The sequence below is a fragment of the Sandaracinaceae bacterium genome (genome assembly GCA_016706685.1).
Taxonomy (GTDB): domain Bacteria; phylum Myxococcota_A; class Polyangia; order Polyangiales; family Houyiibacteriaceae; genus JADJJE01.
The window spans coordinates 86718-102473 of sequence record JADJJE010000011.1; the positions used below are offsets into that span (position 1 = coordinate 86718).

14 protein-coding genes are annotated in these 15756 nt (G+C 71.0%); 7 read left to right on the plus strand and 7 right to left on the minus strand.

Annotated elements, in window-relative coordinates:
- Positions 1–26 precede the first annotated feature (26 nt).
- The gene (locus tag IPI43_13855; protein ID MBK7775191.1) at positions 27–968 is read left to right on the plus strand and encodes a M23 family metallopeptidase; all 942 of its coding nucleotides are present in this window, start codon (positions 27–29) and stop codon (positions 966–968) included.
- A gap of 194 nt (positions 969–1162) precedes the next feature.
- The gene (locus IPI43_13860) at positions 1163–2104 is read left to right on the plus strand and encodes a hypothetical protein (GenBank protein MBK7775192.1); all 942 of its coding nucleotides are present in this window, start codon (positions 1163–1165) and stop codon (positions 2102–2104) included.
- A 66-nt stretch (positions 2105–2170) separates the two neighbouring features.
- On the opposite strand, the gene IPI43_13865 is transcribed toward IPI43_13860, so the two are convergent.
- The 3 genes from IPI43_13865 to IPI43_13875 all read right to left on the minus strand — a co-directional run bounded on the left by IPI43_13865 (position 2171) and on the right by IPI43_13875 (position 5261).
- Positions 2171–3124, minus strand: a complete 954-nt coding sequence (locus tag IPI43_13865; protein ID MBK7775193.1) for an SDR family oxidoreductase — start codon at positions 3122–3124, stop codon at positions 2171–2173.
- Between the two features lie 224 nt (positions 3125–3348).
- Positions 3349–4299, minus strand: a complete 951-nt coding sequence (locus tag IPI43_13870) for a hypothetical protein (protein MBK7775194.1) — start codon at positions 4297–4299, stop codon at positions 3349–3351.
- Positions 4300–4343: 44 nt separating this feature from the next.
- Entirely contained in the window at positions 4344–5261 is a 918-nt protein-coding gene (locus IPI43_13875) for an acyltransferase family protein (GenBank protein MBK7775195.1), read from the minus strand.
- Positions 5262–5385: 124 nt separating this feature from the next.
- Between IPI43_13875 and IPI43_13880 the strand changes: the two genes are divergently transcribed.
- On the plus strand, positions 5386–6825 hold the full coding sequence (locus IPI43_13880; GenBank protein MBK7775196.1) for a M23 family metallopeptidase: 1440 nt from the start codon (positions 5386–5388) through the stop codon (positions 6823–6825).
- A 10-nt stretch (positions 6826–6835) separates the two neighbouring features.
- Here the strand turns inward: IPI43_13880 and mutT are convergent, their stop codons facing one another.
- From mutT to IPI43_13900, 4 genes are all read right to left on the minus strand, one after another.
- Positions 6836–7240 (minus strand): 8-oxo-dGTP diphosphatase MutT, encoded by a 405-nt coding sequence (gene mutT / locus IPI43_13885; protein ID MBK7775197.1) that lies wholly within the window; start codon positions 7238–7240, stop codon positions 6836–6838.
- Positions 7237–8904: a protein kinase gene (locus tag IPI43_13890; GenBank protein MBK7775198.1), complete on the minus strand. Its 1668-nt coding sequence runs from the start codon at positions 8902–8904 to the stop codon at positions 7237–7239. The genes mutT and IPI43_13890 overlap by 4 nt, the downstream gene beginning before the upstream one ends.
- Positions 8901–10256, minus strand: a complete 1356-nt coding sequence (locus IPI43_13895; GenBank protein MBK7775199.1) for an SGNH/GDSL hydrolase family protein — start codon at positions 10254–10256, stop codon at positions 8901–8903. Before IPI43_13895 ends, IPI43_13890 begins: the two co-directional genes overlap by 4 nt.
- 64 nt (positions 10257–10320) lie before the next feature.
- Entirely contained in the window at positions 10321–11880 is a 1560-nt protein-coding gene (locus IPI43_13900) for a TolC family protein (protein ID MBK7775200.1), read from the minus strand.
- An 81-nt stretch (positions 11881–11961) separates the two neighbouring features.
- Here IPI43_13900 and IPI43_13905 point away from each other — a divergent pair, with 81 nt between their 5' ends.
- The 4 genes from IPI43_13905 to truA all read left to right on the plus strand — a co-directional run bounded on the left by IPI43_13905 (position 11962) and on the right by truA (position 15742).
- Positions 11962–12990 carry an aspartate-semialdehyde dehydrogenase gene (locus IPI43_13905; protein MBK7775201.1) on the plus strand — a complete coding sequence of 343 codons (1029 nt, stop codon included), beginning with the start codon at positions 11962–11964 and terminating at the stop codon, positions 12988–12990.
- A 272-nt stretch (positions 12991–13262) separates the two neighbouring features.
- Positions 13263–14162, plus strand: a complete 900-nt coding sequence (locus tag IPI43_13910) for a hypothetical protein (GenBank protein MBK7775202.1) — start codon at positions 13263–13265, stop codon at positions 14160–14162.
- Positions 14162–14881, plus strand: coding sequence for a hypothetical protein (locus tag IPI43_13915; protein ID MBK7775203.1), 720 nt, complete (start codon positions 14162–14164; stop codon positions 14879–14881). Before IPI43_13910 ends, IPI43_13915 begins: the two co-directional genes overlap by 1 nt.
- 6 nt (positions 14882–14887) lie before the next feature.
- Complete coding sequence (gene truA / locus IPI43_13920) at positions 14888–15742, plus strand: tRNA pseudouridine(38-40) synthase TruA (GenBank protein MBK7775204.1); 855 nt, start codon at positions 14888–14890, stop codon at positions 15740–15742.
- Positions 15743–15756: the final 14 nt, after the last annotated feature.

A 15756-nucleotide genomic window follows, 5' to 3' on the forward strand; every position in this document is an offset into this window, starting at 1 on the left:
GGCGCGCCCCTGCACGTTGACCGGGCATGGATCGTCGTGACACCACGCGGTGTCTTGCCGCGCTCGCGCTCTGCCTGGCGGCCCTCGCCCTGCGGCCCTCGGAGGGCGTGCGAGCCCAGGGCGGCAGCCCACCACCCGCCCCGCCCCAGGCCGAGCCCCCGGTGAACAGCCAGGTCGAGCCGGGCGAAGAGTGGGTGGAGTTCGAAGACGGGCACACCGGCGAGATCGTTCGCGCTCCCGCGCGGGACCAGCTGCCGCCCGCGCTGCCCGTGGAAGAAGTGGTGGTCCCCGAGGTCCCGCCGGACGACAGCCAGCCCATCGCCACCCCGATGCCCACCGAGTGGGTCCCCAACGTGGGGTCGCAGTGCCGGCGTCGGCGGCGGCACCGGTTCTGCGATGGCCCGCTGCGTGTGCCCGAGCCCTATGGGGACGCGGCCGCGCTGGCCACGCGTCTTCGGCTGGGCACCCGCGCCGGTCAGCACGTGCTCGAGCACGCGGCCCGTCCCGAGTGGGTGGCGGAGGTGCAGGGCCGGGTGAGCAACACGCTGCGCTGGCCGGTGGATGGCGGAAACCTCTGGCGCGGGCTGGTCGCGCGGCGCGGGCGGCGTCCCGAGCACACCGGCGTGGACATCGGCGCGCGGGAGGGCACGTTCGTGCTGGCGGCCAACGACGGGCTCGTCATCTACGCCCACAACGACATCACCGGCTACGGCAACATGGTGACGGTGGTGCACGGTGACGGGACCTCCACCATGTACGCGCACCTCCGCGCCGCTTATGTGTTCCCCGGCATGCGTGTGCGCCGGGCCCAGGTGCTGGGCGAGCTCGGCAACACGGGCATCTCGCACGGCCCCCATCTGCACTTCGAGTGGCGCATCGAGGGGCTGCCCACCAACCCGCTGCCGCGCTTCACGCGCGTGCCACCCCGGGCGGAGCTTCGCATGCGCCAGCTCGAGGCCGAGCGCTGAGAGCGTGAACGCGGGTTTACGCCGCGCCAACGATCGCCCACGACCCCCGTGTGGCACACTGCAAGAACCTCGACGAATGTCGCTGGCACGCTCGTTGCGTAGAATACTCGCGAGCCCACCCCCGTCGGGCAATGGTACAAGGAGTCGCCTCGACTATGCGTAGAGCTTCCATCTCAGCACTCATCCCTCTCTTCATGCTCCTCCAAGGCTGTCCTGTGTGGGGGGGCGGGAACGAGTTCGGGTGTGCCACCAACACGGACTGCCCCACCGACTACGTCTGCGACACGGCGGGCGAGTGTCAGGATCCGGTGTGCACCATCGACGACGACTGCGGCGCCCTCCAGCGCTGCGAGAACAGCCTGTGCCTGCCCGACACCGACGCGTGTCGGACCGATGGCGACTGCGATGAAGGCAACTTCTGTGACGACGAGGGCCGGTGCACCCCCAGCGCCGAGTGCTCGCCGTCCGTGCCGTGTGCTCGCCCGGACCACGTCTGCGACTTCCGCGGCAGCTGTGTCCCGGCGCCGCCCACGGGTCAGTGCAACAACGCCGATGACTGCGTGGGCGACGAGCTCTGCATCGAGGGTGTCTGCACGGACCCCAACGAGGCGTGCGAGTTCGACTTCCAGTGCGGCGCCGGCAAGAGCTGCGTCAACGGGGAGTGCGTCATCATCGGCTGCGGCAGCAACAACGACTGCCCCAACGGCAGCACCTGCTCCACCGGCTTCTGCCTGCCGAACCCCAACCAGTGCACCACCAGCGCGGACTGCAGCAACGGCGACCTGTGCGTGGGCGGCCGCTGCTTGGCCGACTGTCGTGACAACGCGGCGGCCTGCAGCGCGCTCGAGGTCTGCGGCACGGACGGCTTCTGCCGCCCGGACGTGGCCCCCTCGGCCTTCTGCTCGGGCGACGGGGACTGCGCCGGCGGCGCGGTGTGCCGCAGCGGGGTGTGTCGGACGCCGTGTGTGTCGGGTGGTGTCACCACCTGCCAGATGTTCGACGTCCAGTTCGACAGCTGCGAGGACCGCGGCGACGGCCTGCTCTGCTACGACAGCACGGAGTTCTCGGGCTCGGACTGCCGGGTGGCGGCGGACTGCTCGAACGACCGCAACTGCGTGAACGGCTCCTGCCGCTGACACGCGGGTAACCGGACGGGGGAAGATGGGGTGCACCTACGGGTGTGCCCCTTCTTCGTTGTGGGCTCAGCGCGCAGCGACCCAGGCACGGGGGCTGACGACGGCCTCGATGGTCTGCTCGAGGTCGTAGGCGGGAGTGAACCCCAGCACCTCGCGAGCGCGGGTGTCGTCCACCATGCAAATGTACCGCAGGTGATCCAGCTCGGGCGCGGGGAAGCTGGACAGGTGGTAGCGGAAGAGGCGGTCCAGCATGCTGGTGGCGAGCGCACCGGGGATGGGGATGGGCGTGGTGCCCAGCTTGCGGAAGATCTTGCTCAGCGGCAGCTCACCCGCGCCCCGCAGGTTGAAGATGCCCTTGGCCCCCGGGCGCAGCGCGTGCTCGATGGCCCGCACGACGTCGTTCTCGTGGATGGCCTGCATCATGGGGTCGAAGCCCAACACCGTGAGCGGCCGCTCGAGGCGCAAGTAGTTGCTGGCTGCGTTGCGGACTCCGCCCAGGATGTGACACGGCCGCAGGATGACGGTCTCGGTGTCCGGGTGCCGCCAGAAGAACGACTGGGCCAGCATGTCGAGCTCGATGAGGTCGCGGATGGCGCCGAAGCCCTGCGCGCCGAGCAGCGGCGCGTCCTCGGCCAGGAACTGCGGGTTGTCGGCGTGCGGCCCGTAGACCGCGGCGCTCGAGAGCACCACCAGCTTCTTCACGTCGTACTCGACGATGTAGTCCAGCAGCTTCTGGAACGCGACGATGTTCCAGTCGTGCCGCTCGCGCTCACCCACGCGCGGGTCGTGCAGCACGCCCAGGTGCACGACGGCGCTCACGCGCTCGGTGCGGAACACGTCGCGCGTCTTCTTGCGGCGCACGTCCACCTGGTAGTGGATCACGTCTTTGGGCTTGTCGGGGAACCGACGCCGGTCGATGCCCACCACGCGCTCGGTGCGGTGCAGGCGGCGCACCAACAGCTTGCCGAGGCGACCGCAGATGCCGGTGACCAGCACCGCACCCGGCTCGTCGTCACCCAGGTGCCGGGCTTCGAGTGCAGCCTCGACCGCCGCGTCGGCTTCCGCTTCGTCGGCCTCGGTGGCGTGGCTCGGCCCGTCATGGCCCAGGTCGTCATCGTGCGCGACCGAAGCCTGCGGAGGCGGGACGGTCGGCTGTGCACGACGCGCGCTGGGGCGCGCGCGGCGGGTACCATCGGCTGGCTTCTTCGGAGTTTCGTCACCCACGGAGGGCACCCTATCACGGGTCAGCGCGCGTTCGCATCCAGCCCCGGCACCGCGGGCCCCGGCTCCTGCTCCACCAGCTCGAGGCGGCTGGCGAAGACACGGGAATCCACCAAGTCGAGCTGCAGCACGCCCAGCCGCGGTGCCTCGAGCCGGGCATCCATGTACTCGACGCGGGCGCGGAGGCGAACGCCGCGCTCCTGGCCAGCGAGGGGCTGGGCAGGCTGGACGTCCAGCAGCCGAAACGCCAGCCACGGCACCTGGTGGAACACGCCCGCGAAGTACGCCTGCACGGCGGTGCGCCCCTCGTGGCGCGTGGGGCGACTGGCCTCGTCGGGGCGGTGCGGATCGTCGTGCGCTCCGGAGGCCGCATAGAGTTCGGCCAGCGCGAGCGAGTCGCGGTCGTGGAAGGCCGCGATGAAGTGGCGCAGCGTGGTCGCGTCATCGCGCTGGGTGCGCGCGGGCGTGGCCTCGTAGACCAGCCGCGCCTCGTAGCCTCCGCACCACGGAGACCGCCGCAGGAAGAGCTCGAGCCGGCTGCCGCGCATGCGCACGTCGCCCGCCGCGTCCTCTTGGGGCACCTGCTCGCAGCGAGGCGACGCGGGGTACGAGACGCGCGCGTGCTCGCTGAACGCCCAGCGCGTGTCGGGGCTGTCTGCCGGGCCGCGCTGCGCGCCGAGCCGCACCGTCTGGGTGCACTCGTCCTCGGCGAAGTGGCGGTCGGCCACGATGACGGCGCCGCCCGGGAGGGCATGGACGCGCAGCGTCTCGGTGAAGCCGCGCACGCTCATGTCCAGGATGCCCTCGGTGCAGGTGCCCTCCACGTAGCGCCAATCGCTCTCCGCGAGGCGCTCCGGGTCTGCCGCCACGGTCCCGCGCAGCCGCCCACGCTCGGCCTCGGGCGTGTCGGCGCCGGGTGTGGAAGGTGGCGCGCCGACGGCTGGACCACATGCCCCCGCGAAGACACCGACCACCAGCCATGCGAGCGGGGCAGCCCCCTGCCCTCCGCGCCCCAGCGTCAAAAGAACACCCCTTCGCGCTGCTCGAGGCCGCGCTGGAGCATGCTCTCGATGGCGGTGCGCACGGTCCACACCTTCTCCTCGATGACGGCGTCGTCGTCGTCTGGGTCGCCCTCGAAGTGCAGCGGCTCGCCGAAGTAGAGCCGGTACTTGGTGGGCAGCGGCGCCAGCATGCCCACGAAGAGCTGTGGGATGATGGGGAACGCGGGCATCCCCAGCAGCTTGGCCAGCGGCTTGAAGTCTCCGACCGACACGTACTGCTCCTCGGCGCCCACCACGGCCACGGGCACGATGGGCGTCCCCGTCTCGAGCGCGAGGCGCATGAAACCAAGGCCGAACGGGGTCATTTGGTAGCGCTTATCGAAGGTCTTACTGATGCCGCGTGCACCCTCTGGGAAGACCACCAAGCTCTCCTCGTTCTCGAGCAAACGGCGCGCGTTGCTGGGGCTGCCCACCACCTGGCCGATGCGCGGGAACAGCACGGACACGAAGGGCAGCTCGGCGGTCCACTTCTCCACCATGCTGCGCGGAAAGCGAGGCGGGTCCGCGTCCATCATGAGCGCCGTCGCGATCATGGCGCCGTCGAGCGGCACCTGCCCGGAGTGGTTCGCGATGACCAGCAGGCGACCGTCCGCCGGCACGTGCTCGATGCCGTGCACCTCGGTGCGGAAGTAGTAACGGTGCAGCAGCGCGGCCCCCGCCAGCACATAGCGCGTGGTCTCCGGGTCGAAGCCGAAGGGGTCGTGCCCAGTTTCGTTGTGGTGTGTGCGGATGCGCGCGATCTTGGCGTCGATGTCTTCGCCGAGGACGTCCTCCACGAAGCGCACCACACGGTCTCCGACCGCGCGCGAGAACGCGGGGTTCACGGCATCGCGCTCGTCGTCGAAGGCGCCCCGTGTGCTGTCGTTCTTCGCCATGCGCTGATGGTGAAGACCTCACCCACCCACGTCAACGCGGGCGAGTGTGCGGTCGATGGCCGTGGGCGAATCCGTGATGCCGGAAAATTGACCACGGCGACCCGAGTGTGGTTTCGACTTTGAGATGCGACGAATCACCCTCCTAGGCCTCGCGCTCAGCCTCTTCATGGGGGGCGCGTCTCCTTGGTGGCAGGCCTCGGTGGGCGCGCAGGCGCCCGCTGCCACGCGCGATGCCACGCGCTCGGCCGTGCGCGAGATGGATGGCGAGGGGGCGGACCAAGAGGCCCTGCACGACCACGACGCGGAAGACGATCTGGATGACGACGCGGAGCCGAGCGCAGGCCGTGCGCGTTCAGGAGCGCGACGACGCTTCGACTACTCGCGCTACTCGGACGGGCCACGGCGCGTGCCCACGGCCCGCGGGACCACCCTGGCGCGGCAGCAACAGCTGGGCCTCGGCACGCGCGCCGCGGCGAGCCGCGTGCTGCAAGGGCGCCCGGAGCCGCGCTGGGTGGCTGCCGCGGGCGGAGAGGTAGGGGATCACCTGCTGTGGCCCGTGCAGACCGGGCGCTTCGGGCGCGGCTTCGGCTATGTGCGCCAGACCCGACCGGACAAGCGCCACGACGGCATCGACATCGTGGCCGCCGAGGGCAGCACCGTGCGCGCCGTGGCCGACGGCCTGGTGGTGTACGCCGACAACGAGGTGCGTGGCTTCGGCAACGTGCTGATGGTGGTGCACCCGAACGGCTGGGTGTCTTTGTACGCGCACCTCTACCGCATCACCGTGCCAGCGGGCTACCGCGTGAGCGCCGGCGAGCGGGTGGGCTTCGTGGGCAACACGGGTATCTCGCACGCCCCCCACCTGCACTTCGAGCTGCGCGTGGACGGCCGTCCGGCCAACCCGCTGACCCTGTTCGAAGGGCGCCCGTGGATCGACGCGTACCGCACCTGGCAGCGCCAGCTGGCCGACGGCACCTACCGCGCGCCGCGCGAGCACCAGACCCTGCCGGGTTCGTCGCGCGACCCCTCCGGGCCGGACGCCGGCGACCGACACGACAACGACGAGGCGACGCCTGCCGTGGTGGAGGCCCCCGCCGCCCCCGAGCGCTCGGCCGCAACGGAACCCGCGCAGGTGGCAGCCCGCCTGCTGGAAGCCCCCGTGCCCCGAGAGCTGCGTGAGATGGCCACGGGGCGCACGTTCCGCAACGCGCTGTGGCCGCTGCGTGGTGGCGACGTGCGGCGTGGCTTTCGCGCGGCCGCTCGCGGCGTGGAGCTGAGCGCGGCGCGTGGCACCGCCGTGCGTGCGGCGAGCGACGGCCTGGTGGCCTACGCAGGCCCGCTGCGCGGCCTCGGCGACGTGGTCGTGCTGGTGCACAGCAACGGCTGGGTGTCGCTCTACGCCCGCCTCGGATCCACCACCGTGGAGATTGGCCAGCCCATCCGGCGCGGCGAGTGGCTGGGCGAGCTGGGTCGCAGCCCCCTGCACTACCGCCTGGTCATCGACGGTGAGCCCGTGGACCCGGCGCCGCACCTCGCGCAGCTGCCCGAGGGCGTCCGCTTGTGAGCACCAGGGGTCAGCGCGGGAGCACCCCACCCTGCGCCAAGATCTTCGTGACCACGGGCACGTCGGCGGGCGGCAGCGCGTAGCGCTCGAGCTCGGTCGGGAGGACCCACGCGTGGTCCGCCACCTCGATGTGCTGCACCTCGCCCCGCAGCCAGCGGCACGCATAGAAGAGTAGCAGCACGTCACGCTCGGGATACGCGTGCGATGTGACCTCGAAGATGGAGACGGGCTCCACCTCGATGGCGCACTCTTCGCGGCACTCGCGCACGACCGTGTCCATGGGGGCCTCGCCCGGCTCGAGCTTGCCGCCCGGGAACTCCCACATGCCCGGCAGGTGCGCCTTGGGCATGCGCTGCGTGAGCAGGATGCGCCCGTCCCGCTCGATGACCGCGGCGGCCACGACGACGCGGCTCATGGTACCGGTGTCACGGTGGGACCGCCGCCCCCGCCACCGCCACCGCCTCCCGAGCCGGCCTGGCGCAGCTGCGCCTCGAGGCGGGTGATGGTGTTCTGTGCGTCCACCAGCTCGGCGCGCGTGGCATTGAGCTGGCCCTCGAGCGCCACGGCGCGCGCCTCCGACTGCGATGCGCTGCGCAGGAGCGTCACGTACTGGGACTCGAGGGACGCGAGCTGGCCTTCGAGGGACGCGAGCTGCCCCTCGAGCTGGGTCACGCGCGCCTCCGCCGTGCGCTGCGCGTTGCGAGCGGCCGATGCCTGCTGGGTGGCGCTGTCGCGCGCGCTGCTGGCCACGGCGGCCTCGCTCTCGGCGCGGCGTCGTGCGGCGTCGGCGGCGTCACGCTCACGTCGCGCGGCATCGGCAGCGCGAGTGGCGGCGTTGGCTTGCTGCACGGAGAGCGCCTGGGCCGCCTGGGCACGCTCGGCGGCCGCTTCGGCCTCTGCACGCAGGCGGCGGGCGTTGGCGGCCGCGCTGGCCGACTGGTTGCCACGCCGCTGCGCCGCCTCGGCCGCCTCGAGGGCGGCCGCCGCTTCGTCCGCCGCTGCCGCAGCGCGCCGCTTGGCCTCGGCCGCCTCTTCGTCCAAGGCCAAGACGCGCGACTCGCTCTCCACCACGCTCTCTTCGAGGTCGGTGATGCGCTCGCCCGCTTGGGCCACCTGCCCCGTGAGCTCCACCGACTCGGTCTCGAAGCGACGGGCCTTCGTGAGCTGGAAGATGCCCCACGTGGCCACGCTGCCCACCACCACGAACGCGACCGCCAGCCACGCCGCGCGCTTTCGCTGACGCTCGGGCAGCAACAGCACGTCCAGCTCCTTGCGGAACTCGTCGGCGGTGGGGCGCTGCTCGGGGTCCGCGTTCAGCCAGCGCGCGAAGTGCTTGCGCAGGTAGCGCAGCGAGCGGTTCTTGAACGGCGGGATCGGCTCTTCGGCGCGCCGGCGCAGGAACGCCGTGACCTCCGCATCCGACTCGGGCAGCTCGGGCATGGTGCCCGGCTCGAGCACCTCGCGCAGCGTGAGCGCCAGCGCGAAGACGTCTGCCTTCCCATCTGCGGCCGGGTTGGGCATGGGCCACGAGCCGGCCACCTCGGGCGCAAAGTACGCCAGGCTGCCCGCCGCCATGAGCTCGCCGGAGCGAACGGCCACGCCCAGGTCCAGCAGCTGCGGCTGGAGCTCGTCGTAGCCCGTGACCTTCGACAGGAACACGTTGGCGGGCTTGAGGTCCTGGTGGCGGATGCCCACCGCGTGCAGCGCCGAGAGCCCGGCGGCCAGCTTCTCGAACACCGGCTTCGCCTCCTGGCGCGTGAGCAGCACCTCCTCGAGCGTCTCGCCCTCGAGCCAGGGCATGGCGAACCACAGCCGCCCCTCGTGCCAGCCGTAGTCCAGGAAGTGGAGCACGGACGGGTGGTGCACGGCTGACAGCAGCTCCAGCTCGCGCATCGCGGCGGCGCGCTGGTCTTCGGTGCGCGCCGGGTGGCGCATGATCTTGATGGCCACGCGGTGACCGCGGACGTTGCGGTCTTGCGCGCGGTAGACCTCGCCCTGCGCCCCAGCGCCGACGGGCGTCTCGATCAGGAAGCGCGCACCGAGGGGAGTGTCTCGCGCGAGTGAGTAGTCGTCGCTCATGGTGTCTCGAAGATGGCGATGATGTACTCGCCGGCGCGCTCTTGTCCGCCCGCCTCGACGAACGTGTCGACGGAGAGGAAGTGGGTGCCGGGGGAGAGCGTCACGCTGAGGTCTTGGTGATCACGGTCGACACAGTCGTCGCCGCTGGTCCCGCTGAGCAGGTGAACGTCCACGTCCACCGTCCCGCGGTCGAAGAGGAGCACCCGCAGCGAGGTGGTCGTGCTGAGGTCCAGTCGGTAGAACAGCTCGGGGCCGGACTCGTTCTGCGCGGCGGCGCAGCCCGGATACGCGTCGACGCCGTCGTTCACTGCGAAGAGCGTGTTGGCCACGTGCGAAAACGGCAGCGAAGCCACACGGAACGGACTACTGGGTGACCCGTCGCCCAGCAGCGGCGCCCCCTCGGCATCCGGCGCGGCCCCGCCAGCCACGGCCAGCCGGGCCCGGTGCAGGGTCTGCAGCGTGAGCAGGTTGCGCACGTTGTACCCGTGCTGGAGGCCGGCGCTGGTCAGGAAGCACGCGCCGCTCGGGAATGCGCTGGGGTGGAGGTCGTCCGCGCCGAGCCCGTGTTCGGGCAGTGGCAACAGCTCGCGGTGCAGGTCGATGAAGGGCACCTGGCGCGCTTGGGCCACGGCGCGCACCGCCATGTTGAACTCGGGCACGAGCAGGTCGCTGGTGGGGTTGTCGTCGCGCGGCATGATGGTGGACCAGAACGGCACGATGCCCTCGTCCAGGAGCTGATCCGTGAGGTCCAGCAGGCTGTTGGCGTAGCTGAACACGTTGGTCTGCTCGATGTCGTTGGTGCCGTACATGGCCACCGCGTAGCGCGGGTTTGCCAGGCCCACCTCGGTGGCGAGGGGCGAAGGGTCACCCGCGATGGCCCACGCCGCGCCCCGTCCCACCTCGGTGGCCGCGCTGGTCCGGTTGAAGGGGGTGCTGCCCTCGATGTCCCCCGCGCGAAAGTAGTCGAGCGTGGCCATGAGCTCCGCGCGCCCGTCCAGGTCCACGTTGCTGCCTGCGAAGCAATGCAGGAACTGACTGCTGAACGTGGCCGAAGCACCCACCTTGATGAACACGTCGGCGTTGGTGGTGCCCCGCGCGACGACCTCGCGCAGGTGGGCCGCCACGTGCGGGGTGATGGGCGAGAGCGTGCGGCCACTGGGGTACTGCGCGGGAGACGTGGGCTCGCCCAGGTCTACCCCCTGGTCGAGGTCACCGGAGTCGCTGAAACCACCGTCGTCGGGCATCCCCAGGTCGTAGCGGAACGTGGGGTCACGCTCTTCGGCGCAGCCCGCCGCCGAGGTGGCGAGGAGAGCGGCGATGAACGCAGTGAGGCGCGCGGACGATGCGTTCACCGGGCGAGTGTAGCGGCAGCGGCTGGCGCGCGGCAACGACCACGGGCGCGGGCGGGAAGTGTGCTCACGGCGCGGCCACGGGCCCGGCGGTGCTGCCGGAGTCCACGCTGCCGGTCACGGCATGGCTCAGCCGAACCCGCGCGAGGAGCACACCCACCTCGGCGTTGAGCAGCTCCACGTGGGCCTGCATGCGGTCGAGGCGCGCGTCGATCAAATCGCTCTGCACCACGGTGCCGGCCTCCAGCTGCCCCCAGCGCAAGCGGTAGGCTTCGTCGGCGGCGCGCACCAGGGCCCGCACGGCGCTGAGCCCCCGCTCCGCGGCGATGAGCTCGTGATGGGCCGACGCCACCTCGAGGCGCACACCGTCGCGCACGCGCTGCACGTCGGCTTCGAGCCGCGCCAGGTCGGCCTGGGCAGTGGCCGTCTGCTGCCGCGCGTCCAGCGTCTGCTGCAGCGACCAGCTCAGCACCACGCTCACGTCCCACGCAGGGGTGAACTCGGCGCGCTGCGGGAACACCCGCGGGTTGGGGTTCGCGTAGATGAAGTTGGCCTGCGCCGCGAGGCGTGGGTACTGCGCCCCGCGGGCCCCACGCAGCTGATGCTCGCGGGCGTCACGGATGGACGCGAGCGCCAGGATCTCCGGCCGCTCGCGCTCCGCCTGCTCTTGGAGCTGCTCGAGCGTGCCCGGGGGCGTGGGTGGCCCCTCGATGCTGAGCACACGCAGCTGCAGGGCGCCCTGGTGGTGCGTGAGCATGCGCAACGCCTCGAGGGTGAGCGCCACGCCCATCTCGGCCTGCGCGATGGCGACCTCGGCCGCGGCGACGCCTGCCTCCACGCGCAGCAGCTCGACCTGAGCCGCGGCCCCCTCACGCACCAGGTTGGCCACCCGCTCGCGGTGGGCCTCCGCCCGGGCCCGCGCGTCCAGGGCGACGCCCAGCGCCGCCGCTGCGCGAAGGTGCTCGTAGAACGCCTCTCGCGCCTGGAGCGCCACGCTGCGCTGCTCCACCGCGGCCTGCACTTGCTGCGCATCGAGCGCAGCATCGGCGGCGCGCACGCTCGGCAAGATGGTGAGGAACAGGTCCGTCAGCGGGTAGGAGATGCTAGCCGTGAGCGCGTACTGGTTGCGCAGGATGGGGAACGAGCTGTTGGTGAGGCCGTCGATCAAGCCGCGAAAGACCAAGCGCGCGTTCACGTCCTGCACGGAGTTGATGGCGAGGTTCAGCGCATCGGTGTCCACGTCCTCCGCGATGGAGCCGTTGTCGATCTGGGAGATGCGCGTGTAGCGCGCGCCCAGCTGGACCTCGGGGACGAAGCCCAGCAGCGCTCGCCGGGCGCCTGCCCGCGCCGCGTCCACGGAGGCTCGCGAAGCGGACAGTGACGGCGAGCTGGCGATGGCCGCCGCGACCACGTCGGCCTCCGTGAGACCCGTGGTGCGCTCGACGCGCAGCGCCTCGAGCTCCGAGGCGGGCCCGTCCCCCGCCGCCTCGGCCTCGACTGCAGCGCGGGCCACGTCCGTGGGCGCTTGAGCCAACACGCCGGGCGCACCGCCCAGCGGCCCGGCCAAGAGCGCGAGCGCGAGCCCCAGTGGCCCCGAATAGTGCCTGCAGCGAACGCGGTTGGACAACGAGCCGAACATCGTGACCTCCAAAAAACGACCGCCCGCGCGAGTTGACACGGCAACGGAAGCGCCTATTACCTGCTCCCTATGCCTCGCCAGTTCAAGGTCGCAGTCGTCGGCGCCACCGGTGCCGTCGGTCAAGAGATGTTGCGCGTGCTCGAAGAGCGGAATTTTCCCGTGAGCGAGCTCGTCCCGGTCGCCTCCGAGCGAAGTGCCGGTAAGACGGTCACGTTTCGCGGCACTGAGCACAAGGTCGTCGCGATCTCTCCGGAGGTCTTCGAGGGCGTGGACCTCGCGCTGTTCTCGGCCGGCGGCGGCACCTCGCTCGAGTGGTCGCCCATCGCGGCCAGCAAGGGCGCGCTCGTGGTGGACAACAGCTCGGCCTGGCGCCGTGACCCGGACGTGCCGCTCGTGGTCCCCGAGGTGAACCTCGACCACGCCGCGCGCCGCCCCAAGGGCATCATCGCCAACCCCAACTGCAGCACCATCCAGATGGTGGTCGCCCTCAAGCCCATCCACGACGCCGCGCGCTTGAAGCGCATCGTGGTGGCCACCTACCAGGCCATCAGCGGCGCCGGTGCCCAGGCCGTGGACGCCTTCCGCACGCAGGCGCGCGAGTACGGCGAGGGCAAGCCCGTCACCCCTGGCAAGGTGGGCGACGTGCTGGCCGGCTCGCTCCTCATGCGCTGGACGCCCGACGTGGCCAGCGGCTACCAGGAGGAGGAGCTGAAGATGGTCGTGGAGACCCAGAAGATCTTCGGCGACGACACCATTCGCGTGTCGCCCACGGCCGTGCGTGTCCCGGTGGAGTCGGGCCACAGCGAGGCCATCACCATCGAGACGCACGAGCCCATGGACGCCAAGCGCGCCCGTGCGCTGCTCGAGAAGGCGCCCGGCGTGGTGGTCATCGACGACTTCGCCAACGGGCTGTACCCGAAGCCGAAGGACGCGGTGGGTCAAGACCCGGTCTACGTGGGCCGCATCCGCGACGACGTGGGCAACCCCGGCGGCATCCAGATGTGGGTCGTGGCGGACAACCTCCGCAAGGGCGCCGCGCTGAACGCCGTGCAAATCGCCGAGGGCGTGCTGATCGGACCCGAAGCGTTCCTTCGATGACGAATTGTCACGGGCCGGGGCTCGCCCAGGCCGTCCTTGCCAGAATGTCCGGCACGCCCGCTCGGCCCGTGACAAGCTTCGAGAATCACCTTGCAGCAAGGCTCGCCACGCTGGCGCGGCCCTTGCTAGAGACACGGGAACTTATGCGGATCCCACGCGCTTTGGCGCTCTTCATGCTGGCCTTCTTGGCCCTCCCTTCGGCTGCCTCGGCCCAGACCCCCCCAACGCAGGGAAGCATCACGGCCAACCTCATCTCGGCCACCAGGGGTGGCATGGCCATTCCCAACCTGATGAACGACACCCTGGACGAGCGGGGCTTCAACGCGGTGGAGTGCGCGGCGTCGGAGACCGTCTCGCTGGAGATTGGGCTGGGCAACCTGCCTGCGGGGAGGACCTTCGTCGACGCGTGGCTCGGCGAGCAGGGACAGGATTGCGCCACCGAGGCGTCCCGCGTGAACGGCACGGAGCGGGTCTGCGTTCACCTGGGCGACGATCTCGAGATCGTGGCCAACCAGGTCACGATCAACCTCGACGCGATGATGGATCCGGACGACCCCGCCTGCGACGGCACGGCGGCCCAGGGCGAGACGTTCCGTCTCTACCTGTTCGCCACGGGCGCCACGGAGACCACGGGGCCGGTGACGCTGGCCGAGTACGTCTACGTGACGTTCAAGGTGGACGCCAACGCCCCCGCCGCGCCTACCCCGGCCAGTGGCACACGGACGGGCGATGAGACCATCCCCGTCAGCTGGAGCAGCCCCACCGACCAAGGGACGCTGAGCTTCAACGTCTACGTGGACACGAGCGTCGCGACCTGCACGGGCGTGGGGCAGTGGGAGGCCGGCGACCCCGCCCCCACGGACGTCGAACCGGACGGCGAGTCTTCTGGCTCGAGCGCCGGCGTGGACACCGATGGCGTGGGCCTGGCCGTCGGGCAGTCGGCCCTGGTCTACGTCACGTCGGTCGACCTGGCCGAGAACGAGAGCGTGCTCTCGAGCGCGGTGTGCATCACCCGCATGGAGACGGGCGGATTCTGCGATGCGCTAGAGGCCGGTGGCGAGGAGTGCACCAACACCTGCGCCGCCACGCTCCCCCGCACGCGCACCGCAGCGGGCGCGCTGTGGCTCGGCCTCGCGCTCTTGGCTCTGGTGGTCCGACGGAGGACGCGTTGATGAACACCCCCATGCGCGTCGCAGCCCTGCTGATGACGCTCGGCCTGGTGACCACGGCCCAAACCGCCCAGGCCCAGTACTCCGACGAGTTTCGCCCGCGCGGCGAGTCGCCCGAGCGTTTCGACTGGCAGCTGCACATCGGCCCGTACACGCCCTATGTGGGCAGCGACGCGTTCAGCCAGATCTTCGGCGGCGATGGCGGCCCCATGGTGGCCATGGAGCTGGATGGGCACATCGTGCGCATCCCTTACGTGGGCGTCCTCGGCGTCGGCGTGCGCGGCGGCTGGGCGCGCTACCGCGCTCGTGCCTGCGGAATGACAGACGACGGCGCCCTGGACTGCGACAACCGCTCCGACGAGCGTGAGAAGTTCACCCTCCTACCCCTGTCCATCATGGCCATCCTCAAGGTGGACGTGCTGGCGCGTGAGTTCGACTTCCCGCTGGTCATCACCGGCAAGCTCGGCCTGGACACCATCTTCTGGCGCTCACGCCGTGGCGGTGACAGCCAAGGCAGCGGGCGCAGCCTGGGCCTGCGCTGGGGCGTCATGTTCGCCCTCGAGCTGGACTTCATCGAGCCGCGCGCCGCGCGCCGCCTGGACGAGGACTGGGGCATCAACCACAGCTACCTCTTCATGGAGCTCTACGGCTCGCTAATGGGCTCGAGCATCCCCATGCGTGACGCGTTCACCTGGAGCGCCGGCCTCGGGCTCACGTTCTAGTGCCTCATGACCACTGACTCGGTGCCGCCGCGCGAGGCCCCCCTTCCCCACGGCGTTCGGCTGCACGTGCGCTACGACGGCACCGACTTCCACGGCTGGCAGTACCAAGATGGGCTACGCACCGTGCAGGGCGAGCTCGAGAAGGCCATCGCGAAGATGGCCGGGCCCGAGACCAGCCGCGTGCGCGGGGCCAGCCGCACGGACTCCGGGGTGCACGCCGCCGGGCAGGTGGCCGCCTTCGACTGCGTGCGGCTCATTGCGCCACACGGCTGGCAGATGGGGCTGAACGGTTACCTGCCGAGCGACGTGGCCGTGGCCCTCGCAGAGCCCTGCGCGCCCGACTACCAGCCGCGCTTCGACGCGTTCGAGAAGACGTACCGCTACCGCGTGTACTGTGGCCGCACGCGTGACCCGCTGCGCTGTCGGCACGCCTGGTACGTGGGCCCTGGGCTCGCGCGCAAGGACATGCGTGAGCGCACGGACGACGCGGGCAGCTACCTGGACCTCGGCGCCATGGACGCCGCCGCCCAGCACCTCGAGGGCGAGCACGACTTCCGGGCGTTCCGCTCGGCCGACGACGAGCGCGTGTCCACCATTCGGCGCCTCGAGAGCGTGAAGGTGCTGCGCGGCCCCGAGCCCGGCGACATCACGGTGGAAGTGCGCGGCAACGCCTTCATGAAGAACATGGTGCGCATCCTGGCGGGCACGCTGGTGGAGATTGGGCGCACGCGCATGAGCCCCGACATCATCCCCAGCCTGCTGGGCCCGGAAGCCCGGCGCGAGGACGGCGGGCCCACGGCACCCGCGCATGGCCTCACGCTCATGGGGATGCGCCTCGGCCGCGCCAGCCTGCCGCGCTGACCAGAACGTGGGTG